The organism is Acinetobacter sp. UC24323, from assembly GCF_024151445.1.
GTDB lineage: Bacteria > Pseudomonadota > Gammaproteobacteria > Pseudomonadales > Moraxellaceae > Acinetobacter > Acinetobacter baumannii.
Genome location: NZ_JAHIBY010000007.1, coordinates 33,464 through 56,915, shown reverse-complemented (window position 1 = coordinate 56,915; position 23,452 = coordinate 33,464). Strand labels below are relative to the sequence as shown.

General features: G+C 38.4%; 17 protein-coding genes and 1 other RNA gene. 8 read left to right on the top strand and 10 right to left on the bottom strand.

Annotated elements, in window-relative coordinates; genetic code table 11:
* Positions 1–50 precede the first annotated feature (50 nt).
* The 5 genes from KNQ97_RS10775 (at position 51) to KNQ97_RS10755 (ending at position 8,644) form a co-directional block, all read left to right on the top strand.
* On the top strand, positions 51–2,837 hold the full coding sequence (locus tag KNQ97_RS10775) for a DEAD/DEAH box helicase family protein (protein WP_253612210.1): 2,787 nt from the start codon (positions 51–53) through the stop codon (positions 2,835–2,837).
* The gene (locus KNQ97_RS10770) at positions 2,834–4,600 is read left to right on the top strand and encodes a restriction endonuclease subunit S (protein ID WP_253612209.1); all 1,767 of its coding nucleotides are present in this window, start codon (positions 2,834–2,836) and stop codon (positions 4,598–4,600) included. The genes KNQ97_RS10775 and KNQ97_RS10770 overlap by 4 nt, the downstream gene beginning before the upstream one ends.
* Positions 4,601–4,602: 2 nt before the next feature.
* The gene (locus tag KNQ97_RS10765; RefSeq protein ID WP_108509439.1) at positions 4,603–6,270 is read left to right on the top strand and encodes an AAA family ATPase; all 1,668 of its coding nucleotides are present in this window, start codon (positions 4,603–4,605) and stop codon (positions 6,268–6,270) included.
* 2 nt (positions 6,271–6,272) lie between these two features.
* The gene (locus tag KNQ97_RS10760; protein WP_253612208.1) at positions 6,273–7,121 is read left to right on the top strand and encodes a hypothetical protein; all 849 of its coding nucleotides are present in this window, start codon (positions 6,273–6,275) and stop codon (positions 7,119–7,121) included.
* A 65-nt stretch (positions 7,122–7,186) separates the two neighbouring features.
* Positions 7,187–8,644 carry a class I SAM-dependent DNA methyltransferase gene (locus KNQ97_RS10755; RefSeq protein ID WP_253612207.1) on the top strand — a complete coding sequence of 486 codons (1,458 nt, stop codon included), beginning with the start codon at positions 7,187–7,189 and terminating at the stop codon, positions 8,642–8,644.
* 9 nt (positions 8,645–8,653) lie between these two features.
* Here the strand turns inward: KNQ97_RS10755 and KNQ97_RS10750 are convergent, their stop codons facing one another.
* The 7 genes from KNQ97_RS10750 to KNQ97_RS10720 all read right to left on the bottom strand — a co-directional run bounded on the left by KNQ97_RS10750 (position 8,654) and on the right by KNQ97_RS10720 (position 18,291).
* Positions 8,654–9,733 carry a hypothetical protein gene (locus KNQ97_RS10750; protein ID WP_104079289.1) on the bottom strand — a complete coding sequence of 360 codons (1,080 nt, stop codon included), beginning with the start codon at positions 9,731–9,733 and terminating at the stop codon, positions 8,654–8,656.
* A 5-nt stretch (positions 9,734–9,738) separates the two neighbouring features.
* Entirely contained in the window at positions 9,739–11,871 is a 2,133-nt protein-coding gene (locus tag KNQ97_RS10745) for an McrB family protein (protein WP_253612206.1), read from the bottom strand.
* A gap of 160 nt (positions 11,872–12,031) precedes the next feature.
* Positions 12,032–12,391: a transfer-messenger RNA gene (gene ssrA / locus KNQ97_RS10740) on the bottom strand.
* A 161-nt stretch (positions 12,392–12,552) separates the two neighbouring features.
* A complete protein-coding gene (gene ggt / locus KNQ97_RS10735; protein WP_253612205.1) occupies positions 12,553–14,538 on the bottom strand; it encodes a gamma-glutamyltransferase in 1,986 nt (661 codons plus the stop codon).
* A 304-nt stretch (positions 14,539–14,842) separates the two neighbouring features.
* The gene (locus KNQ97_RS10730; protein ID WP_000857095.1) at positions 14,843–16,366 is read right to left on the bottom strand and encodes a DHA2 family efflux MFS transporter permease subunit; all 1,524 of its coding nucleotides are present in this window, start codon (positions 16,364–16,366) and stop codon (positions 14,843–14,845) included.
* A gap of 6 nt (positions 16,367–16,372) precedes the next feature.
* Positions 16,373–17,524 (bottom strand): EmrA/EmrK family multidrug efflux transporter periplasmic adaptor subunit, encoded by a 1,152-nt coding sequence (locus KNQ97_RS10725; protein WP_000128703.1) that lies wholly within the window; start codon positions 17,522–17,524, stop codon positions 16,373–16,375.
* Positions 17,525–17,793: 269 nt separating this feature from the next.
* Positions 17,794–18,291 (bottom strand): thioesterase family protein, encoded by a 498-nt coding sequence (locus KNQ97_RS10720; RefSeq protein ID WP_002156418.1) that lies wholly within the window; start codon positions 18,289–18,291, stop codon positions 17,794–17,796.
* A gap of 142 nt (positions 18,292–18,433) precedes the next feature.
* Here KNQ97_RS10720 and hemB point away from each other — a divergent pair, with 142 nt between their 5' ends.
* Together hemB and KNQ97_RS10710 are read left to right on the top strand one after the other, a co-directional pair.
* Positions 18,434–19,447, top strand: coding sequence for a porphobilinogen synthase (hemB, locus tag KNQ97_RS10715; RefSeq protein WP_000222569.1), 1,014 nt, complete (start codon positions 18,434–18,436; stop codon positions 19,445–19,447).
* 25 nt (positions 19,448–19,472) lie between these two features.
* A complete protein-coding gene (locus KNQ97_RS10710) occupies positions 19,473–20,588 on the top strand; it encodes an FAD-binding oxidoreductase (RefSeq protein ID WP_253612204.1) in 1,116 nt (371 codons plus the stop codon).
* On the opposite strand, the gene KNQ97_RS10705 is transcribed toward KNQ97_RS10710, so the two are convergent.
* Together KNQ97_RS10705 and KNQ97_RS10700 are read right to left on the bottom strand one after the other, a co-directional pair.
* On the bottom strand, positions 20,580–21,485 hold the full coding sequence (locus tag KNQ97_RS10705; protein WP_253612203.1) for a TIGR01777 family oxidoreductase: 906 nt from the start codon (positions 21,483–21,485) through the stop codon (positions 20,580–20,582). The two genes, KNQ97_RS10710 and KNQ97_RS10705, sit on opposite strands and share 9 nt — an antisense overlap.
* 88 nt (positions 21,486–21,573) lie before the next feature.
* A complete protein-coding gene (locus KNQ97_RS10700) occupies positions 21,574–22,026 on the bottom strand; it encodes an ABZJ_00895 family protein (RefSeq protein WP_000164156.1) in 453 nt (150 codons plus the stop codon).
* A gap of 379 nt (positions 22,027–22,405) precedes the next feature.
* On the opposite strand from KNQ97_RS10700, the gene KNQ97_RS10695 reads away from it, so the two are divergent.
* Complete coding sequence (locus KNQ97_RS10695) at positions 22,406–22,783, top strand: VOC family protein (protein ID WP_001059437.1); 378 nt, start codon at positions 22,406–22,408, stop codon at positions 22,781–22,783.
* A 59-nt stretch (positions 22,784–22,842) separates the two neighbouring features.
* Here KNQ97_RS10695 and KNQ97_RS10690 read toward each other — a convergent pair whose 3' ends face one another.
* Positions 22,843–23,316 carry an OsmC family protein gene (locus KNQ97_RS10690; protein WP_253612202.1) on the bottom strand — a complete coding sequence of 158 codons (474 nt, stop codon included), beginning with the start codon at positions 23,314–23,316 and terminating at the stop codon, positions 22,843–22,845.
* Positions 23,317–23,452 lie beyond the last annotated feature (136 nt).

Here is a 23,452-nt window from a genome sequence, read left to right as displayed (position 1 = left end):
AATTATGAGTATACTTTTCCTAAATATAGAAGTTTAGAAATAACAGTATCATGAAGCCTGAAGATAAAGCACGTATAGTTATTGATAAAAAACTAGAAGATGCTGGATGGGTTGTTGTCGATAAGAAAAATTATAATCCTAGCGCAGGATTTGGTATCGCTGTTCGTGAATTTCAAACAAAGACCGGACCTGCAGACTATATTCTTTTCGTGAACCGTATACCTATCGGTGTACTTGAAGCTAAACGTGATGAAGAAGGGGAAAATATTACTGCTCACGAGCGCCAAACTGATCGATACGCTACTTCTGGCTTTAAAGCCAAACAGACATACAATACCCTTCCATTTCTATTTCAAGCTACATCGAAAATTATTCGATTCACTGACAAACGAGATCCTGAAGCTCGATCTCGTGAACTATTTCATTTTTATAAGCCTGAATATTTACATGAGCTGTATACAAGAAATAAAAACTTAAGACAAAACTTACTAGACATGCCACCATTAGCTACTGATAATCTTCGTGACTGTCAGATTGATGCTATTACTGGATTAGAAAAATCTTTAGCACTCCAAAAACCGCGATCTCTAGTTCATATGGCAACTGGCGCAGGAAAAACATTTACTGCCATTTCATCTGTATATCGTCTATTGAAATTCGCTAAAGCAAAACGGATTTTGTTTTTAGTTGATACACGGAACTTAGGTAAACAAGCTCATCAAGAATTTATGGCATTTACTCCATCCGATGACAAACGTAAATTCACTGAACTCTATAATGTTCAAAGATTAATGTCATCCACGTTGGATACCAAAGCCGATGTATGTATTTCTACCATTCAACGAATGTATTCCATTTTATCTGGCGAGAAATTAGATGAGCAAGATGAAGATATTAATCTAAATGAAGTTACTACTTTAGAAGAAAGTACACGACTATCTAAAAGACATATTCAATATAACCCTAATGTGCCAATTGAATCTTTTGATTTTATTATTATTGATGAATGCCATCGCAGCATCTATAACTTATGGAAACAAGTACTCGACTACTTTGATGCATTTCTTATTGGCTTAACAGCGACTCCTGATAACAGAACTTATGGCTTTTTTAACGAAAATATTGTTGCAGAATATAGCTATGAACAGTCAGTGGTTGATGGTGTTAATGTTGGGTATGACATCTATGAGATTGAAACTGAGATTACAAAGAAGGGGAAAAAGATTCGTGCTAAGCAGTGGATTGACCGTCGTAACCGTCAAACTCGTGCTAAACGGTTAGTTGAAGCAGAAGAAGATATTGTCTATACCCATAAGGATTTAGACAGGGAGGTTGTTAATCCAAGTCAAATTCGCAATATCATTCGGGAAATGAAACGCGCAATAAGCCAAGAAATTTTTCCTAATCGAGAAGAAGTACCTAAAACACTCATCTTTGCAAAATCTGATAGCCACGCGGATGACATTATTAATATTGTTCGTGAAGAGTATGGTAAAGGTAATGAGTTTTGTGAAAAAGTTACCTACAGCGCCAAAGATCCTGATGGTGTTTTAAGTGATTTTCGGAACGAATATAACCCTCGTATCGCAGTAACAGTCGATATGATTGCGACTGGCACAGATGTAAAACCGTTAGAGGTTTTACTCTTCATGCGAGATGTACGCTCCAAGGGTTATTATGAGCAAATGAAAGGTCGCGGAGTTCGTAGCTTAGATAAAGATGGACTACAAAAAGTCTCTCAAAGTGCCTCAGGTGCAAAAACTCGCTTCGTCATTATTGATGCTGTAGGTGTTGAGAAGTCTCAAAAAACAGAAAGTCGCCAAATGGAACGAAAACCATCAACGACATTAAAACAACTTATGGATGGTATCATTCTCGGTGATGTTGATGAGGATACTGCTTTAAGTCTGGCAAATCGCTTAATTCGGCTAAACAAAAACTTAGATGCAGAGACTCAATTTAAAATTACTGAATTGACCAAGGGTAAAAGCTTAAAGCAGATTACAGAAACCATTCTTAATGCCGTTGATCCCGATACAATTAATCAAGCTCTCATCTTAGATGAAGCTTTAAAAGGTAATGTTCTGGATGAAGACTCCATCTCAGAACAACAGTATTTAGAAAAAATGGCTGAACTCTTAGAACAAGCCTATAGAGTTTTTGATGATCCTGAACTTCGTTCTCTCCTGACTGATAAAAAGGATGCAGAACAGGTTATTGATACGGTGAATTTGGATAAGGTAATTAACCGAGGCTTCTCTGCAAATGTAGAACAGAAAGCTCAGGAAGATATCGAAAAGTTCGAAGCATATTTAAAAGAGCACCGAGAAGAAATTGAAGCCTTAAGTTTCTTTTATGATCAACCCTATCAACGGCGTGAACTGACGTTAAGCATGATTCAAGAGCTTCATGATAAACTCAGCCGTCCTCCGCTATTACTCACAACTGAACGTCTTTGGACTGCTTATGAAAGAGTAAAAGGCAGTCAAGTCAAAGGGGTAAATACTCAGCGTAAATTAACTGATTTATTATCCTTAATTCGTTTTGCTTCTGGCTTAGATCAAGAGCTTTCTCCTTTTAGTGAGGAAGTCGATAAGCGCTTTAAAAAGTGGGTCTTTAGACATAATGCACAGAATGCAACGGCTTTTACTGAAGAGCAAATGAATTGGTTACGTTTAATGAAAGATCATATTGTAAATAGTTGTCAGCTAACACCGAATGATTTTAAGTTAGGTTCGTTGGCGAGTCATGGCGGGGCATTTAAAGCGGCAGAAGTTTTTGGTCGAGAGAAACTTATGCCATTAATGAAAGAATTGAATGAAGAGTTAGTGGCATGAACAACAAAAACTTACCGTCTAAGTGGATAAAAACCACTCTTGGTGAAGTATTCACTTGGATGAGTGGAGGAACTCCGGCTAGATCCAACTCTTCTTATTATGGTGGTAATATTCCTTGGGTTACAATCACCGATCTAAATGATGGTCTTGTTATTAATACTCATAACTACCTAACTGATATTGCAATTGAAAATAGCTCAGCAAAATTAATTCCTGCTAATAGTGTCATGATTGGTCTCTATGGGTCTATTGGTAAATTAGGTATTGCTGGCCGAGAACTTACAACAAATCAGGCAATTGCTTCAGCTATACCTAATTTCAAAGAATTTAATTCAAAATTTTTATTTTATTATCTAGCTTATTCAAAGCAAAACTTAGCTAAATTAGGTTCAGGTGTTACACAAAAAAATATTTATATCTCTAATCTTAAAGAATATGAATTTTACCTCCCTCCTTTTCAAGAACAAAAACGTATCACTGATAAAATTGATGAACTATTTAGCGAATTAGATAATGGCATTGAGGAGCTTGAAATAGCTCAGAAAAAATTAGAACTTTATCGTCAGTCATTATTAAAATCAGCTGTTGAAGGTGAACTCAGTAAAGAATGGCGTGAAACTCAAGCTGAGTTTGCTGAAACTGGTGAACAACTATTAGCACGTATTTTAAAAGAACGCCGTGAAAGCTGGGAACAAGAGAAACTTAAAGAATTTGCAGAAAAAGGGAAAAATCCGCCTAAAGATTGGCAGGACAAATACCCCGAGCCTGTTCACCCCTACAACTCTATTAACTTACCTAAGTTACCTAAAAATTGGACATGGGCCAGCTTAGATCAGCTTGCCTACCCAATTCGAAACGGGATGTCTCCAAAACCAAATACTGAGCATAAAGGCTATCCAATTCTAAGAATCAATGCTGTAAGAGCAATGAAAGTGTACTTAGATGAATGCAGACATCTTGATTTACCCTACGAGGATGTTAAAAATTTCATTCTTAAAAACAATGATATTTTGATAACTCGTTATAACGGCAGCATAGATTTATTAGGTGTATTTGGCGTTGTTAGAGATCTTGATGAGCCTATGCTACACCCTGATAAACTTATCAGAGCTCAACCTATTTTGGGTGAGATATTATCAAATTGGATTGAATTAGCTGCAAATATTGGGCATTCAAGAGCTTACGTAAAATCTAGAGCTAAAACTACATCTGGACAAACTGGTGTTTCTGGTGAAGATATAAAACAAACTCCTATTGCTTTACCACCATTAGCAGAACAACTATATCTAACGAATTTAATATCTTTAGAGTTAGAAAATATATCTGACCAATTTGACTCTTTAGAAACAACTCTGAAACAAACGTCAAATCAAAAACTTAATATTTTAAAAGATGCTTTTAGTGGAAAGCTTGTACCTCAAGACCCAAATGATGAACCCGCTCAAGTCCTGTTAGAACGCATTCAACAACAGCGAGAAGCTGAAGCTGTTACGAAAAAAGCTATCACGAAAAAACGCTCAACCTCAAAATCAAAAAAGGAAGTTGGTATGTCTAAGAGTATCCTAGAAATTTTACAACAACAGTCAGATTGGATTTCAGGACAAGAGTTAGCAGGATTATTTGGAATCAATGGCTCTAGTGATGTTACTGATATTGAAAACTTCTATCGAGAGTTAAAAACTTTAACTCTCGAGGAAAAAATTTGTGTGAAACCAGATAATGACCTATTTAAAACTCAAGATTTGTTTAAATATTTAGGATAAACATGAGAATAAATAAATTAACCATTGGAGCTAATAATTTACCTCCTGAAAGTCAATTTAAAAACCTAAATAATATAACAATTGACTTTAGTGAAAATCATTGGTTCACCGTTTTACTAGGTCGTAATGGTACTGGTAAATCGAATATCCTTGAATTTATTTCAATTATTTTTTCTGATCTAATCAGCAAGAAAAAAGCTCCACGTTACCAGTATCAAATAAAATATTGGATGGGAGATAAAGATCAACTTCGTTATATAATCATCGACGCTGATCCGAAAAGAACAACTAAAAAGTATATTTTCACCTCATATTCTGTATCTCATATTCTAGTGAACAATCAAGAATATCTTAAAGATATCGATAAATATTTACCATCAATAAAAGCAGAAAAGATCTCATTTGCTCAATTTACAAATGAAGACATGCCCTACTTGCCCAAGTTTGTTTTTAGCTACTACTCTGGCTTTAATACTCGTCTAGAAAGTATTTTTGAGGGATATACAAAGTCCTACGAACATGAAATGCGTGCTGGTGTAACTTCGCTTGATTTAAAGCGTATGTTTTATACTAAGCCTATTCATAGTAAATTAGTTCTTTTATCTTTCCTTTTTGAAAATAACCCCGAAATTAACAATACTTTAAAATCTGTATTAAATTTAGACCTAGATCTAGGTATAGATTCAATTCTATTCGAACTTATGGAACCTTCATGGACAAACAAAACTGATGATGGTGATGCTCGTTTTTGGCAAGCACGTGGAATTGTTCAAAACTTCTTATCAGAATTAATTAAGTTTTCTTTGGCACCCATAAAAGTCAAAAAAGCAATTGCTCAAACACTTTATAATAAGACTAACAAGGAGCATCTATATCTATATATTAAAGATTCAAGAACCTTTAGAGACTTCATTAAGGATACTACTCCACACATCCTATTTAGAAATCTAGAAAGCGCTATTGCCTCCGATTTACTAAAAGATGTTCATATTAACGTTAAAATTAAAGATAATACTGGCTTTATTACACATCGAGAACTTAGTGAAGGTGAATTACAGTTCTTAACTGTTTTAGGCTTAATTTATTTTACTCGAGGTAAAGAAAGTTTAATTCTATTGGATGAGCCAGATACACATCTAAATCCTCAATGGAGTATTAACTTCTTAGATTATCTTAAAATATTTTTTGATGAAGCTGTACAAGATAAAAGCCATGTCATACTCACAACTCATTCTCCATTATCAATATCAGCTTTAGAAAAAGAACAAGTTCAGATTTTATCTAGAAAAGCAGGACAAATTAGTATTGAATCACCTGACTACGATCCTAGAGGTATGGGAGTTGCTGGAATTTTGACAAGTGATATGTTTGGGTTAAATAGTACACTTGATAAAAAAACGAATAATAAACTTCTTCGCATGCATCAATTATCAACGAAAGATCACCTCACAGATGATGAGAAAAATGAGTTAAACCAGTTAAATAATGATTTGAATTCTTTAGATTTTAATTTTGCATCTAGGGACAGATTAGAACAAGAGTTTATGAGAGCTCGTTTTGACTTATTAACAGGAAACTTCTTTGATGGTGAAGATCCTACTCTAACCCAAGAAAACAAATTAAAAGCTTTAAACAATCTTGTCAAAGTATTAGTCAATAAAGATTTTTAACAATGATGTACATTAATTTTTCAACACCACCTCTCAATGATAATTTTGTAAAAAATACACGTAAAACATTTACTGAAAAACTTTTGGATAAGTCTGACTGGGATAGTAAAAAAACATATATTGATAACGGTTCTAACAGATGGGGACTATTAAAAAATTGGTTATCTTCACTTAGTCATGACAAATGTTGGTTCTGTGAATCGAAATCTATAAGATCTCCAATGGATGTAGAGCACTTTAGACCCAAACTTGGTGTAACTATAAATAGAGTTGAATTAGAGTTTTCTATTCCTCACCCCTTGGCTGGTAAAAAACATCCGGGGTACTGGTGGCTTGCATATGAATGGACAAATTATCGATTAAGTTGCCAACGCTGCAACAGACCTGAAACAGATCATGCTACTAATTTAGTTCATGGGAAACACAATGACTTTCCTTTGGTCATCGAAACTTATCGTTGTACAAATCCAAATGATGATCTCTCACTTGAAGAGCCCATGCTGCTTGATCCTATTATTGCTTCAGATTGTCAATTATTAGCGCATACAACTGATGGAGAAGTTAAACCGAGTTGTTTAGTATCAACCGATATTAACCACCTAAGAGCAGAATATACAATACATATCTTAGGTTTAAATAGCTTTAAAATGCCTGAAAACAAAAAGAGTGAAAGAGCTAGATTAGATGCTCTAATCTTACTATGTCATCAAATAGGATTTAATAACTGCTCCTCTGAGACCTTAGATGCTATAAATAGTTTTCTGTCACCTGAAGCTGAATACTCTCAATTTTTCAGAGCATCAATAGGTCGTTTTCGAGGCTCTATGCCATGGATAGAAAATTTACTTTAAAAGTCAAACATTATATGTCGTATGTTAAAATCAAACCTTTTTAAATTGTCAGAAATATAGAAAGTATGAATGCAACTACACTGATTTCCAAAATATGGAATTTCTGCCATACCTTACGAGATGATGGTGTGGGCTATGGTGATTACCTAGAACAACTGACATTCTTACTTTTCTTAAAAATGGCTCATGAACAAAAAACATTGAATCCATTTGAGTCAGTCGATATTGGTATTCCTGCTGGTTATGGTTGGGAAAGCCTCATTAGCCTAAAAGGTGCTGAGCTAGAAGATCACTACCTTAAAGTACTCAATAAGCTTGGTACAATGTCAGGCATGTTGGGTGCTATTTTCTTTAAAGCACAGAATAAAATACAAGATCCAGCTAAATTACATCGTTTAGTCCAGCTTATCAATGAAGATACATGGAGTGGTATTGGTGCTGACGTAAAAGGTGACATGTACGAAGGCCTTTTACAAAAAAATGCAGAAGACACAAAAAGTGGTGCTGGACAGTACTTCACTCCTCGTCCTGTCATCGATGCAATCGTAGAATGTATTCGTCCTCAACCGTTGAAAACCATTGCTGATCCAGCGTGTGGTACAGGTGGCTTTTTTCTTGGTGCACATAAATACCTGTTGGCTCAGAAACTAGATAATAAACAAGCTAAATTTCTTCAAGAAAATACTTTTTTTGGTAACGAGATTGTTGCAAGTACAAGACGTCTATGTCTCATGAATCTGTACTTACACAATGTTGGACACCTTACAGATGAACCCTCTATTGTTCGTGCTGATGCTTTGATTAGTGAACCAACCATAAAAGCAGACTATGTTTTAGCTAATCCTCCTTTTGGTAAGAAAAGCAGTATGACTGTTACTAACGAGGAAGGTGAAGAAGATAAAGAATCTCTCACCTATGAACGTTCAGACTTTTGGGTAACTACATCAAATAAGCAACTTAATTTTCTCCAGCATATTGTGAGTATGCTAAAAAAAGATGGAAAAGCAGCTGTAATATTACCAGATAACGTATTGTTCGAAGGTGGTGTTGGTGAACGTGTACGTAAAAAATTACTTGCTGGATGCGATGTACATACCATTTTGCGATTACCAACAGGTATCTTTTATGCAAACGGTGTAAAAGCAAACGTTATTTTCTTCGATAACAAACCTAAATCTGAAAAGATTCAAACGAAAGGAATCTGGTTCTATGATCTTAGGACCAATCAACGATTTACGCTCAAAACTCGTCAATTACGTCAATCTGATTTGAGTGATTTTATTCAGTGTTATAACCCTGAAAATCGCTTTGAACGTCAGGAGACTGAACGATTTAAATATTTCAGCTATGATGAAATCATTGCTCGTGACAAAACCAGTCTAGATATCTTCTGGTTGAAGGACAACAGTTTAGACAATCTTGATGATTTACCCTCACCAGAAGTTCTTCAGCAAGAAATTATTGAGCATTTAGAAGCTGCGTTAGAGTCTTTTAAATCCGTTGCTATAAGTTTAAAAAACTAAAATAAAAAGCTAGGCCAATTCGATTAGTCTAGCTTTAATCTCTTTTGCCATTTCTGTTAAATCGATTGTTTGAAACTCTAACAAATAGCCCTGAATTTTCACTTTATCGAATATTTTTTCTCCAACACTTGGATGAAGTAACACTCCTCTTTGAAATACTGGACATCCCTCTTCTTCTTGTGACCTTAGATACGTATATATTTGATAGATATAACCACTCCTGAACTTTTCTCGGCCAAAACGATTGCTTACTAAAATTTTATTAAATTTAGTATCAATGATAGTCGCTTGTCCCGTTTGTCTATTTCTTATAATGATATCAGCCTCCATCTGAGGCAACACATCTGTAATCAATGAATCAGTGTCTAGCTTCCACTGCAATTTTTTGTTATGACTTACATCCCAAACATTAGCAGGTAAATTTTTAGAATAAAATCCATAAACTGCTTTCTCAAATAGTTTTCTTAGCCACTCTTCACTCATTTCCTCTAAATTCGGAATTAAATGATTTCCTTTTTGCATTGTAGGAATTTTTAGTTCATTTAGCAGCTGACATGTTTGGAGAAGGGCCTGTTCAGAATAGTCAAAATGTCCGAATCGATCTGATCTAAGGTCATAGTTTTGAATTAGTGGACAAGTTACTCCTAGTCCTTCAAGAATATTAATATTTTGTAAAAGCCTCTCTTTAACTCCCTCTATGCCTTTTAAGAAAAGTGCATTTTTTAAAGTTATAAGTACATATTGGTACCGTGGGATATTTAGAGTAAGCTCATCATAAGAACAATTGACCTGTCCTCTTTGCATCAACATCTTACTTTCAGTTATTAAAAAGTTAATACTGCCTCGTACACGAGTTAAATTTTCACTCCTAGTAATATAATTACTTGAAAATCCTTTAGAAATATTCTTATCAAATTGATTGCATAATAACTCTAATATAACGGTATATAAGTCTTCAAGATTTTCCTCAATATTAAAAAATTTATCTTCAGAAGTTTTGTAGACTTCTGATGCATAAAGAATTAATAACCAAACATTTTTTATAGGTATGCCATATTTAGTGATGTAATGGTAGTGGATATCTAACATGCTACTTAGATATCCTTTAATTCATTACAAAAATTTGAAACTTGAGACTCATTGTCTGGCCAATAATCTAACAACAATGGCTTGATTTCTGACTCTACAACATCATCAAGCCACTCTTGTATACTTGAAAAGGTTTGAACTGATGTAAAGAAACTATGACCTATGCAGAATGGTTTACCTAAGCGAGGATCTTTTTTAATTACATTATTTAATTCCTCAATATTAAAACGTAACTTTTGGAGTTGTTCTGAAGTTACTTGAACAACATTTTCCTTAACAACTTTCATCCAAACTTCATTAAAAGTTGGTTCCAACTCTTCAAAAGCAAAACGTCTTCGAAATGCTAAATCTAGTTTGGCCAATGAACGATCAGCAATATTCATTGTGCCTAATACATAAACATTCTCAGGTACATAAATTTTTTCATTTTTATCTTTTTTATAAATTAACTCTAATGAATATTGATGAGTTCGTTTTGAGTTTTCTATTAGCGTCAACATTTCACCAAATATCTGCGAAGGATTTCCTCTGTTAACTTCCTCTATTAAAATAACAAAGTTTTGTGAAGGGTTATGACGTGCTCGATTTATCAATTCAAGAAAAGGACCATCAACAAGTTGTAATTTTCCGTCAGAATTAGGCCTCCAACCTCTAACAAAATCCTCGTACGAGGTGGTCGGATGGAACTGAACATGAATAAAATTTTCTTTATTATGCCCAACAATATATTCCGCTAACTGTTTTGCAATCCAAGTTTTGCCAGTACCTGTTGCCCCTTGGAAAATAACATTCTTTTTTGACTTAATTCTACGAACAATCTGGCTGAGTCTTTCTTCCTCAATAAAACATTGATTAGCAACAATATCAGTTAAAGATATCTCAAACTCTTCAATGATTAATGATTCATCAGCAATTTCATCTTGTTCTAAGATATCAGGGTCATAAGCTTTAATACTTAACTCAGGAAAACTTTTTACAATGGAATTATCATTTTCAAACATTGTTTTGAGACTACTAATCAATCCTAAATAATTCTTACCATCTATAGTTTTCTTAATACCACTATATGGAATTTTAACTTTTAATTCTTCTTCAATAAACTTACGGGAACTACCATCTAGACTTAAATAATCCCATGGCCGTATCCAAAACAATGCCATCGTAATATTCCAACCAATACCCTTTTGCTTTAAAAGGTTATTATAAGAATCTATAAATATCTGTGTTGCTTGAACAGTATCTTCTCCATCTGCAAACAAAATTGATGATTCAAAGAAATTCCATAAATTTTGTACATCGTTGGGCTGCTGAAATTGTTCATAAGAGAAGAACCAAGATTTCATGTTATTTAAAACTGGAACCCCATCAAAATCAGTAGGCAACTCTGACTCTATAGACAAAACTTGTGCTAAATCAGCGGCAATTGCTTTTCTATTAGCAATAGTCATTTGTCTATTAATCATACCCACCACAGTAAATGGACAAATATCATTCAATTTTTTATTCAATAAATAAGATAAATTATGTTTTTCAGCAATAAGCTTAATTTTCTCGACTAAAGTAGTTCTATTCTGTTTATATATTAATAGTTTATTAGATAAATCAACCAAAAATGGCGCCCAAGTAATTTCTTTCTTAATAATATCTCCAAAACGATTCTTCCAATATGGCTCATTTCGGAAGAAAACTAAATCTTGAGTTCTATTTCCAAAAGTAAAATCAATTAATTTTTTAGCATAGTCAGCTTCATACTTAACTTCCCATAAAGTTGTTCTATTCGTATAAAAATACCACTCTTTAGGTTGCTTAAATACTTCCCAATCTACATCTACGAAGTGACCATCATTACGGTTTGCTGTTATAGTCCCAATAGCTTTAATAGCCATTACTGAAACGAAATTACCTCTACTATCAAATGGCAGTCCATTTTTACGAACATAACTGGACTTGATAGCTATTTTATCCCCTACTTTCATTGACTGGACTTTATCTGTTAACTCATTTTCGTATCCATTTTCCCAAATCCTTTGACTAATAAAGCGCTCAAATTGATCTTCATTGCGACCAAAGGTTGCTCCCACGAACCAATAAGTTACAGTTGATCTATCCAGTTGGTTTTCAATATTATTTAAAGCCATTTTTTCTTACTAATTTAATGCAAATTAATAAATTATATATTCTTTTAACTTTAAACTCATAATTTCGAATAAAAGCAAACTTATTATTTTTTAATAAAATATTAATTTAAAGCCAATAAAAAAACCCCGAAACTTACGTTTCAGGGCTTTTCACGAATCTTGGTGGAGATGGCGGGAGTTGAACCCGCGTCCGCCAGCACTACGCTCGAGAATACTACATGCTTAGATATCGTCTATTGTTTTAACACCAAGTGACCCGACGAACAGGGTACAAGGTGCGATCCTCTAAGTTTGGTATAAAGCCCCGAGGCTTGACTCTATACGGACTTGTGTGCGTGCGCTTCAGTCGGGTTCCCAGACCACAAGTATTCTAGGAAGCGGACAAGCGGCCCTTAGGCAGCTAGAGCGTAAGTTTCGTCGTTTGCGACTATTTAAATGCAAATTTTATTTACGAGAGAAAATGCGCTCTCGGCATGCATCTATGAGTTTCATCACCGGCGTCGAAGCCAATAACATCCCCATGAATGTCTGCACATCATAGCATAACTAAAATAAAATGCTGTGCATTTTATCAACAGTCTGCCACTGATGAACATACTTACATAATTGAGTGCCTTTTGTTTTTTTCAAGGCCCCTTAAAAAAAGCTGCCAAAAATGACAGCTTTTTTTTTAAGTTTAATCTATAAGGCACCATTACCTAACACAATACCTTCACGGCGTGGGTCTACCCCACCTGCGTATTTACTTTGATTATTTATATTTACTTTCATAATCGTTGAAATACCACTGGTTTGCGCAGTGTTAGAAATGCCATGCCCTTTTGCTTTTAAGCCTTCAATTAGGTCAACTAAGGAAAGCTGTACATTCGAGCTATCTACATTGGTGTTTTTGCTATTGGTTGCGCCAAAGTTAACAAGCGAAGTGGCCTGCTGTGCATTTAAGTTCCAGTCTAATGCACCCACCAAAGTTTTAACCACATATTGAATGATCGTACCGCCGCCTGGTGAACCTGTTGCCATATAAAATTCATCTGGCGTGGTGCCCTTAAATACTAAAGTTGGTGCCATAGTACTACGTGGGCGTTTGCCGCCTTCTACACGGTTGGCAACCAGCGCCCCAGTGCTGTCATAAGGATTCGCGCTAAAGTCAGTTAACTGGTTCGACAGCAAGAAACCATCCACCATGTGGAAAGAACCCATGCTCGATTCAACAGTCGATGTCATTGAAACCACATTGCCATAGGCATCTACTATCGTGAACTGAGTTGTGCCATGTTCAACAGTGGTATCTACACCTGCCGCTGTATTGAAATTACCTGCTGGTGCTACGCCCATACTTTGGTTCGGGTTAATCAGTGCTGCACGCTGCTTCAAGTAGTTTTTATCAATAAAACTTGGAATACCCTGTGCCGGCAAACGAACAAAGTCGGTATCTGCGACATATTTGTCACGGTCGGCATAGGCCAAACGCTCTGCCTCAGATACTAAATGCACGCCCATCACATCGGGCACACCGCCTTCATTTTCAGGGTTTTTAGGTGGGTAAAGCGACATATCAAAGTTTTCTAAAATACCCAGCGTCTGTGCAACTGCAATCCCTCCCGAAGATGGAGGTGGCATGGTACATACATAGTAACGGTCACGGTACGTCGTACAAATCGGGTCGCGTTTTTTCACCTGATAGTTCGATAAATCCTGCAAGGTCATCAAACTTGGGGTAATTGGAGTTTTTGCTTGGTCGTCACCCACGGTTTGCCCTGCTTTTGCCACAATGGCTTGCGCAATTGGACCAGTGTGCAGTGCGTTTGCCCCTTGTGAAGCGAGTGCTTCAAGTGTTCTGGCATAGGCTTTATTGGTCATGGTCTCGCCGACTTTACGTGGTGATCCATCTGGGTAGAAATAAGTCGCCATTGCATTTGCATCGAGCGCTAAATTGCTTGCATTACTTGCAATGGCATCTGCTAAACGCTCCGGTATGCGAAATCCGTTATCAGCCAAACCAATCGCTTCACCAAAAAGTTGGTTCCACTTAAGTTTGCCATGCTCTTTTTGTGCTTGTTCAAGCAAACGCATCACACCCGGCACACCAATCGAACGACCACTACGGCGGGCACTTGGTACAGGCGGAGGTGAATTTGGGTCATATATATTTTGGCGAATTAAATAAAATTCGTTGGCTGCTGCTGGTGCGGTTTCACGGCCATCATAAGCGGTGATCTGTTTGGTTTTGGCATCGTAATACATCATAAAACCGCTACCGGCAATGGTACTCGACTGTGGCTCGACCAAACCAAGCACGGCTTGTACCGCAACGGCTGCATCGACTGCGCTACCGCCTGCTTTTAACACATCACAACCTGCTTTTACCGCAAGTGGCGTGTTTGCCACCACCATATATTTATCTGCGTATTTAACCGTGTTACCGAGTCTATAACCCGAAGCACCTTCTGGCGCGGCGGGGTCACCATTTTGGTTTGAACCAACCACCACGCTTGAACCGTCTTGTGCCAGTTTGCTACAACTGGTCGGGTCATTATCTACAATTAAATTGGGCGGGGTTGTATTTGAATCATCCTTGGGCTGATCTGACGAGGAGTCATCTCCACATCCTTGTAATAAACCGACTGCTAATAAACTACTGAACAAAAATGAATATCTTTTATTCACGTGATAACTCCAATATATACGCCTGCCTATCCATGCAATTGCCATGCAAGCTTCTTTGTTTTCAGGTCTTCAGTTTTTTAATCTTTGATAAAAATAAAGTTTTAATAATATTAAATGATTAAGGGTGTTTATTTTGTGCTCTGTGTGATGTCTCCTTGTTTGTTATCACACTCTTTTATAACTGATTTGCCCAATTCTGGCATGCTTTATTTCTTTAAATACAGGCAAAATCTGTTATTTATAAACTCGCTCATTTTGTAGTAGGCCTAAAAAAAAGCACCTCCGAAGAGATGCTTTTTGATGTTTAGTGAGAAGGCATGCCGCTGACTTGTTTGGGTTTCGGACACAGCCAAATAACCAGCCCTGCAAATACAAACACAATCGCAAATAGCAAAAACACATGGTTTGCCGACATGGTAATAGCTTCTTTATCGACTAGATTTGAAATAATGCCTAAAGTCGAGTCAGCCGTAAAACCATTTTGCAAAAGTGTGTTTTGTACTTCAGTCGTATGTAGGTTTGACACCATTTCACTACGGGCAACTTTGGCGTGATCGTCCCACACGGTCACCGCAATTGAAGCGCCAATCGCCCCTGCCATGGTTCTTAAGAAGTTCATGAGGCCCGCAGCAGATGCAATTTCTTGCTGCAACACCGAACCAAGTGCAATGTTTGACAGTGGAATAAAGAAGAACGGTACTGCAAAACCTTGCAGGATTTGTGGCCAAGCCAGTGCCATAAAGTCGGCATCTGTGGTCCAGAATGCCCGCATTAAGGTCACAATACCCAGCAAAATTAAACCAAAGCTCGCCAGTGCACGCGGGTCATGTTTGGTCGAAAGTTTTGCCACAATCGGTGACATGGTCAAACTACCAAAGCCCATGGTTGCAGTTAAATATCCGGCCCACGTTGCGGTATAGGAAAGGTTCATTTGCAGCCACTGCGGAATCAGTACAATACTGCCAAAGAATGCGCCAAAGCCGAGCGACAAGGCCAGTACCGAAATGGCAAAGCCCCTATGCCTAAAGACTTTGACATCTACCACGGGGTGTTTGTCGGTCAGCTCCCATATCAGGAACACCACAAAGCCAATGGCGGCAGTTAAAGCTAAAACCACAATGCTGGTGCTATTAAACCAGTCGCGTTCATGCCCCAAGTCGAGCATAAGTTGTAACGCACCAATCCACAGAATTAACAGACCTAAACCAACAGTGTCGATTCTTAAAGAAATGGTTTCTGTTTCGGCTACTCTTAACAAGCGCATTGCTGCTAATACACAGACAATACCAACCGGTAAGTTAATAAAGAAAATCCAGTGCCAAGACAGATTATCACTAATCAGACCACCCAAAATTGGTCCTAAAATTGGCCCGACGACTGTGGTCATTGCCCATAGGCCCATTGCCTGCGCATGCTTTTCTTGAGGGAAAATACGCATAAGCAAGGTTTGGCTGAGTGGCATAAGTGGACCACCACAAAGGCCCTGCCCAATACGGAAAAACACCAACATTTCTAACGATGTTGCCAAACCGCATAGGAAAGAAAAGACCGTAAAGCCAATTAAACCGAAGATAAAGACCCGCACCGTTCCAAAGCGGCCAGCTAGCCAGCCCGTTAAAGGTACACAAATCGCTTCTGCAACTGCATATGAAGTAACGACCCATGTTCCTTGTGTGCTTGAAACAGCAAGGTTACCGGTAATATGCGGTACAGAGACGTTGGCAATGGTCGTATCAAGTACGACCATAAAGTTCGACAAGGCAATAACAAACGCTGCCAGTAGTAAACGGCCACCGCTTAACTCGGCAAAAGGTGTTTGCGTTTTCATAAGCGTTTACTTCGCAGATAAGTCGACTTTTGCTTCCATCGACAAGCCAACACGTAATGGGTGCTCAGCAAGTTCTTTCGGGTCAAGTGCAATACGAACCGGTAAGCGTTGAACCACTTTAATCCAGTTACCTGTTGCGTTTTGAGCCGGAATTAAGGCAAAGGCAGAGCCTGTACCACCAGAGAAGCCCACCACTTTGCCGTGGTATTCAACATCATCACCATATAAATCTGACGTTAATGTGACTGGCTGACCTGGGCGGACTTTTTTCAACTGACTTTCTTTGAAGTTAGCATCAACATATAAATCATTGAGCGGCACAATCATCATCATGCTTGTACCCGGTGCAACGCGTTGTCCAACTTGAATATTACGGCGTGTAATCACACCATCAACTGGTGCACGAATCACGGTACGTTCCAAGTCAAGCTGAGCTTGTTCTACATGCGCTTGTGCAACTTGTACATCCGGAGTCGAGGTTTCGCTTACACCCTGAATTAACGCTTCGTTCGCAGCTAAAGTGCTTTCCGCTGCCTTACGACTAGAAGTCGCTTGTGCAAGGCCGGCTTTAGCAAGCTCTAGTCCGGCTTTAGCAGTTTCAACCGCACTTTGTGCTTTGGTGAGTTCTTCTTTAGACACAGCGCCAGAGGCAGCAAGCTGTGCACGGCGGTTCAGTTCTAAAGCCGCTTTGTCATAGTCGGCTTGTGCTTGAGCAACCTGTGCTTTGGCACTGTTAATTTCGTCAGCACGAACCACCACTTGAGAGTTTAAAGAACTACTGTTTGCCGCAGTTTGTTTGTATTGGCGTTTTGCTTTGGCAAGCTCTGCCTCGGCTTGTGCCAACGCGATTTTGGCATCACGGTCATCAATACGAACCAGCACATCACCGCGGTGTACTGTTTGAGTATCTTTTACCAAAACCTGAGCGACCTGTCCGCTAACCATTGAGGTAATTTGCGCGGTTTCTGCACCGACATAAGCATTATCCGTACTCACCGAGTGATTTAAAAATAATGCCCAGATTGCATATAAAATAGCGGCGATCAATAAAATCAGCGCAAAGAAACCAAGAAATTTTTTGCGCTTGTTTTGCATGTTGTCATCCGAGGCAGATGTTGTTGGCACTGTTTCTTGTACATTGCTTTGTGCATCAGTCATGGTATGTTCCTAAAGATGAGTTGGCTTTGCCATCAATCTCGCACTACACCTTGTTATAGAGTTTTTATTTTTCTATAAACAAGACATACCGCATTGTCAAAGGAGACAATTTTAACGCTAAAACCTCATGATATGAGAATAAAAAAATATAACTAATGCGTTCGTTCTAATTAAATTAATGTTTATCTCAAAGTTTTTGTGAAATTTTTATCTTTTTTAATATGAAAAAAAGCGCCCTGAGCGCTTTTTAAATGCTTAAAATGCCTAGATTAATAGGCGTATGAAGCAATGCCGGCAGCAATCTGTTTATCTTCATCATTGACCATAGTCATGCGCATGGTACAGCCCTTGCGGCCTAAACGTAGGACTTCGGCACGTGCAATAAAATATTTACCACGCCCCGGTGCCAAATAATCTACACGCATATCGACAGTTGCCAAGCGTGTAACCTGTTTAATGGTTTCAGGCAGGGTTTCGGGGGTTGAACGGCGATAGAGATGTTCCATTGCCACAATTCCACCAATGCTATCGAGCAAAGTTGCAGCCACACCACCATGCAAAACCTGAAAAGCCAAATTGCCAATGAGGTCAGGTTGCATTTCAACATAGCCTTCAATGTGCCCATCTACCACACGCATAATCATTCCACTATGCTTAAAAAATGGACAGCTATTAAACGCCTTACACAATTGGTTGAGAACCACATTTAGGTCAGTTTTGGCGCCTAATTGTATGTTCCCCGTCCAATTTTTCTTTTCATCACTCATACGTTGCCTAAATTTAAAAGCATGATAAACACCCATAATTTTGTACAAATCCAGCATTATGGGGCTACAATACAGCAGTCGGTTGACAGTAATGGAATATCCGCCAACCTATCCTAGTGTAATACCGAACATCGAGATTGTTATGACTTATACGTTCAATCGTCCTGCATTTCCAGCTACTCGCATGCGCCGTATCCGTAAAAATGACCAGTTGCGTGCGATGGTCAGCGAAACACAGCTCACTACCAATCACTTGATTTATCCAGTATTTGTATTACCGGGACAAAATCAAACCCAAGATATTCCAAGTATGCCAAACATTCAGCGTTTGTCGGCAGATTTATTACTGAAAAAAGCTGAAAGACTTCTGGAATTAGGCGTATCCAAACTGGCTCTTTTCCCTGTAACACCTCAAGAAGATAAAAGCCTCACCGCAGAAGCTGCATGGCGTGAAGATGGTTTAGTTCAAACCACTTGTCGTTTGCTTAAAAAAGAATTACCAGAAATGGTGCTAATCACCGATGGTGCACTCGACCCGTACACGACTCATGGTCAAGACGGCATTATTGATGAAACTGGCTATGTGCTCAATGACGAGACTGTAGAATGCTTGATTAAACAAGCATTAAGTCACGCAGAAGCAGGTGCCGAAGTAATTGCACCAAGTGACATGATGGATGGCCGTATTGGCGCAATTCGTCAAGCTTTAGAAGCCAATGGTCACATCTATACCAACATCATGGCCTACTCTGCGAAATATGCGTCTAGCTTCTATGGTCCGTTCCGTGATGCTGTTGGCTCTGCATCCAACCTAAAAGGTGGTAATAAATATAACTACCAGATGGACTTTGCCAACCGTGCCGAAGCGTTACATGAAATTGCGCTTGATATTCAAGAAGGCGCTGACATGGTGATTGTAAAACCGGGCATGCCATATCTGGATGTAGTACGTGAGGTGAAAGATACCTTTGGTATTCCGACATTCATTTATCAAGTGAGTGGCGAATACGCAATGTTAGCTGGCGCAATTCAAAATGGCTGGTTATCAGACTCAGTGATTTTAGAATCGCTCATGTGCTGCCGCCGCGCTGGTGCAGACGGAATCTGGACTTACTTTGCAGAAACCGCTGCTGAAAAACTCAAGGAAATGAACTAAGTTCGCAGAGAAAGGATAACACTGCATGCATATTGCAATCATTGGCGCGGGCATAAGTGGATTAATGTCTGCGCTGGAGTTGGTTGAACAAGGCTGTACCATCAGCATTTTTGATCAACAACAAGCGGGACAAGCAGCCTCTTGGGCTGGTGGAGGCATTCTCTCTCCGATGTACCCGTGGCGCTATGTGCATGCAGTGAACCAACTTGCCCAATTTGGCAAAGCCTCTTATCAAGCATGGAACCAAAAGCTCTACCCTGTTACAGGGATTGATTTTGAAATTCATGACACAGGCATGCTGATTTTTGATGAAGAAGATTTTGACGTGGGGCTTTCCTACGCCGAGCAGCATCAAGAACCGATGCAGCGCTGTGAATATTTACAAAGAGATGCGCTAGAACAAGTTAATCCTCATATCTCCGATCAGTTTCAAGAAGCGATTTATTTCCCTGAACTGTCTAATATTCGTAATCCACGCGTATTACAGTCCCTAATTAGCTATTTAAAGCAACATCCAAATGTTGAGTTTTTCGAACACACTCCTGTTAAAAAACTGATTCAACAAGGCGATGTGATACAAGCGCTCCAAACCGAAGATGGTCGCAAACATACAGCAGACCATTTTGTAATAACTTCGGGCGCTTGGAGCCATTACTGGAACTCACAATTACAACTCGACATTCCAGTCGAACCTGTGCAAGGTCAGATGCTGTTATTTAAAACCCCTGCTCACTGGCTACCGACCATGTGTATGAATCGAGTCATGTATTTGATTCCACGTATGGACGGTCATATCGTGTGCGGTTCTAGCATGGCACATCGTGGTTTTGACACCTCTACCGATGAAACTACGCAGCACAATATTTTAGAAGCGTGTTTAGAAATGGTGCCTGAACTGGCCGATTTCCCGATTGTACATCGCTGGGCAGGCCTCAGACCAAGTTCACCAAATGGCGTTCCGTACATTGGCAAAATGCCTGAAATGGATAACCTGTGGGCAAACTTTGGTCACTTTAGAAATGGTTTGTGTATGGGCGCAGGTTCTGCGCAATTGCTTCGTCAGCTTATGCTAGGTCAACCAGCCTTAGTTGATGCCAAAGCATATTCACCAGAGCGCTTGCAAAATAAAATCTTAGCCTGAGGCGAGTATATTTTCTAAAGCCATTTTTAATTGAGGATAAGCAAACTCAGATCCTTCTGCTTGTAAAGCTGCGGGTTTGACGTATTGCCCATTTAAGATCAATTGCGACTGCTCTCCTAACAAACAGCGAAAAACTGTACTAGGTGCCGACAACATTGGTTTCTTATTCAAAACTTTGGCAGCTTGTTCAACAAATACCTTTTGGGTCACATTTTCTGGTGCCACGACATTGTGAATTTGAGCAGATTGAGGATGCTTGAATATAAACTCAATTGCGTTTAATACGTCTTCAATATGTACCCACACTACAGGTTGACTGCCATGACCAATTTGACCGACTAAATTGAGTCGAATAGGAAGCAACATTTTAGGCAAGATGCCGCCACCCTGCCCAAACACAACGCCTAAACGAATAATTTTAGTATTTTGCTGAGAGTCTGCTAACGCTGCGCGTTCCCACTCTTGGCAAAGCTGAGACATGAAAATGGGCTGTGGCGAACTTTGTTCAGTGCACACCTCTGTCCACTTTTCTTGAGCATCTATACCGTAATAACCAATTGCAGAACCAGAGACAATCACTTCAGGAAAAATTTGAGATTGCTTGAGCCATGCATACAGTTTTTGGGTCGTATTTACACGGCTTTCAATGAGTTGTTTTTTACGTGACTCGGTCCAGCGTTTCTCACCAATATTTGCACCGGCCAAATTCACCACATAATCAATTTGACGGGTCGAAATATCTTCGAACTTTTGTACCCACTGTAAGGCAGGATGGTCAGATTCCCTTCCAGCCTGCCGTGTCACCGCAATCACGTTATAATTTTTTTGTAGCAGGAACCTAATTAAATGCGTTCCAATAAAGCCACTGGCACCTGTGATTAATACATTCTTATTCATATTTCCTCCAAAACCGAGGACAGCAGTTTTTAATTAATATAGTTATAAAATTTAATAACGATCTAATCGTATCAGTTTTTGTGGTGAGTTATGACACATTAAACATTTTGTTAGCCATGCGCTGTGCTTGTTTGCCATAAAACCAATAAGTAATTAAATAAAGTGGAATAGCTAACATTAAAAGCATAATCACCATAATACTTAAGAACTGAGGCTGTTTGAGGTAAAGCATAAAGTTTTGCAAAATCTCAGGGTCTTTTCTTGAAAATAAAAACAGACCAAATAAAACACCACACAAGTTATAGCCCCAAAATATGAGAGTAAAACCTAACGTAAATTTCTTTTTTTCTGATACAGTCGGTGCACGGCGTTCTTTCTTTAAAAATCTAAATAAGACAAAAATCATTGCGCCTAAATATGGAACGGCTGTTAAAATACCGCCTACACTCGCTGGTAATAGTGCTGCAATCACACCGACAATTAAGGTTAGCACAATGCATAAAGCAAAAAACCAGAGAAAGTAAGAACGTAATTTGGTCATATTTTTGCCTAATTTATGGGTTCAAAAAATAATTATAAATTTTTTTCGATTTTTTTTCATTTTTCTGTCAACCAATCCTGATCTCTTGACGTTATATAGGGTAACAAGGTCGCAGCAACCGAATACTTCCTTTGCACGGCATCCGCAAAATTGTTTCGGTGACCTTTCATTACGACTCTTTCTTCCTTCGGATTAGGTTTTGTTAGCAGCCGAAACCCTTGATGAAGTTTTTGACCGACGATTCTCTCATCACTCGAATCGTCGGTTTTTATTTTCTAGCACTTTCATTTATTTTACGCTCACCATACACAATAGTGCTTTCGTGGCTATAAAGGCTATGCGTATACTTTTTACACCATAAAAATATGATTTAAATAATATGAACAATATTGCCTATTTTGAAATCCAGTCTTCAAACCCTGCCCGCGATGCGCAGTTTTATCAAGCTGTGTTTGGTTGGCAATTTAAACTCGATGAAAGCTTACCGATTGAATATTACCGCATAGAGACACCTTCAATTATGGGAGGACTCTTAAAACGCCCTGCTCAAACACCGCCAATGGAATATGGCACCAATGCATTTACTTGTTCGGTTCAGGTGGAAAACTTCGATGAAGTGGCTGCAAAAATTTTAGCGCAAGGTGGCATTGTGGCAATGGATAAATTCGCTATTCCGGGCCGCGCTTGGCATGGTTACTTTGTCGATTTAGACCACAACGTTTTTGGTATTTTCCAAGTCGATGAAAATGCAGCTTAAATATTTTATTTATTTTTAATTTATAGCCACCGCTTTTATCGGTGGCTATTTCATATGGTTTATTCAGCAAAGCTAAAACTCGCTTCACATATAATTGGGAAATTCACCGAATTGGCAATCATACATTCGTGATGTGCTTCTTCATGCAGTTTTGCTGCAAGCTCTTGGTCAGCACCTTTTTCTAAAACAACCTCGGGTCTTAAAATAATTTGGGTAAAATGACCACGTTTGATCGGATCTGTATCTTCCATAAAACCAAGTGCATGATCGACATAACTCACAACGTGAATATGATTGACTGCACATAGGTGTAAATACCAAAGCTTATGACAAGCAGAAGCTGACGCGACCAATAAATCTTCTGGGTTCCATCTGGTCACATCACCTAAATAGGCAGGGTCTGATGAACCTTGAATAGTGGTCTTTTGAGGATGCTGAATACTAAAGTCTCGTTTATATGAACGATAAGATGAAGTGCCTGTACCCGTATTGCCTTCCCACTGTATTTTTACTTCGTATTTATGAATAGTCATTTTATTCTCAAAGTTCATGGTTTGACCTGATAGTAACAAAGCAAAGTTTAAAGTGAAAAATTTAATTCAAGTTTTACTGGGGGCTTAAATAACGAGCACTTTAAAATGTCTTGATAAAATCTCCTGCCAATTTATG

Bases quoted from the DNA above. Each gene is read 5' to 3' on its own strand.
- KNQ97_RS10775 (WP_253612210.1), top strand. From the start codon at position 51: ATGAAGCCTGAAGATAAAGCACGTATAGTTATTGATAAAAAACTAGAA.
- KNQ97_RS10770 (WP_253612209.1), top strand. From the start codon at position 2,834: ATGAACAACAAAAACTTACCGTCTAAGTGGATAAAAACCACTCTTGGT.
- KNQ97_RS10765 (WP_108509439.1), top strand. From the start codon at position 4,603: ATGAGAATAAATAAATTAACCATTGGAGCTAATAATTTACCTCCTGAA.
- KNQ97_RS10760 (WP_253612208.1), top strand. From the start codon at position 6,273: ATGATGTACATTAATTTTTCAACACCACCTCTCAATGATAATTTTGTA.
- KNQ97_RS10755 (WP_253612207.1), top strand. From the start codon at position 7,187: ATGAATGCAACTACACTGATTTCCAAAATATGGAATTTCTGCCATACC.
- KNQ97_RS10750 (WP_104079289.1), bottom strand. From the start codon at position 9,733: ATGTTAGATATCCACTACCATTACATCACTAAATATGGCATACCTATA.
- KNQ97_RS10745 (WP_253612206.1), bottom strand. From the start codon at position 11,871: ATGGCTTTAAATAATATTGAAAACCAACTGGATAGATCAACTGTAACT.
- KNQ97_RS10730 (WP_000857095.1), bottom strand. From the start codon at position 16,366: ATGAAAACGCAAACACCTTTTGCCGAGTTAAGCGGTGGCCGTTTACTA.
- KNQ97_RS10725 (WP_000128703.1), bottom strand. From the start codon at position 17,524: ATGACTGATGCACAAAGCAATGTACAAGAAACAGTGCCAACAACATCT.
- KNQ97_RS10720 (WP_002156418.1), bottom strand. From the start codon at position 18,291: ATGAGTGATGAAAAGAAAAATTGGACGGGGAACATACAATTAGGCGCC.
- hemB (WP_000222569.1), top strand. From the start codon at position 18,434: ATGACTTATACGTTCAATCGTCCTGCATTTCCAGCTACTCGCATGCGC.
- KNQ97_RS10710 (WP_253612204.1), top strand. From the start codon at position 19,473: ATGCATATTGCAATCATTGGCGCGGGCATAAGTGGATTAATGTCTGCG.
- KNQ97_RS10705 (WP_253612203.1), bottom strand. From the start codon at position 21,485: ATGAATAAGAATGTATTAATCACAGGTGCCAGTGGCTTTATTGGAACG.
- KNQ97_RS10700 (WP_000164156.1), bottom strand. From the start codon at position 22,026: ATGACCAAATTACGTTCTTACTTTCTCTGGTTTTTTGCTTTATGCATT.
- KNQ97_RS10695 (WP_001059437.1), top strand. From the start codon at position 22,406: ATGAACAATATTGCCTATTTTGAAATCCAGTCTTCAAACCCTGCCCGC.
- KNQ97_RS10690 (WP_253612202.1), bottom strand. From the start codon at position 23,316: ATGACTATTCATAAATACGAAGTAAAAATACAGTGGGAAGGCAATACG.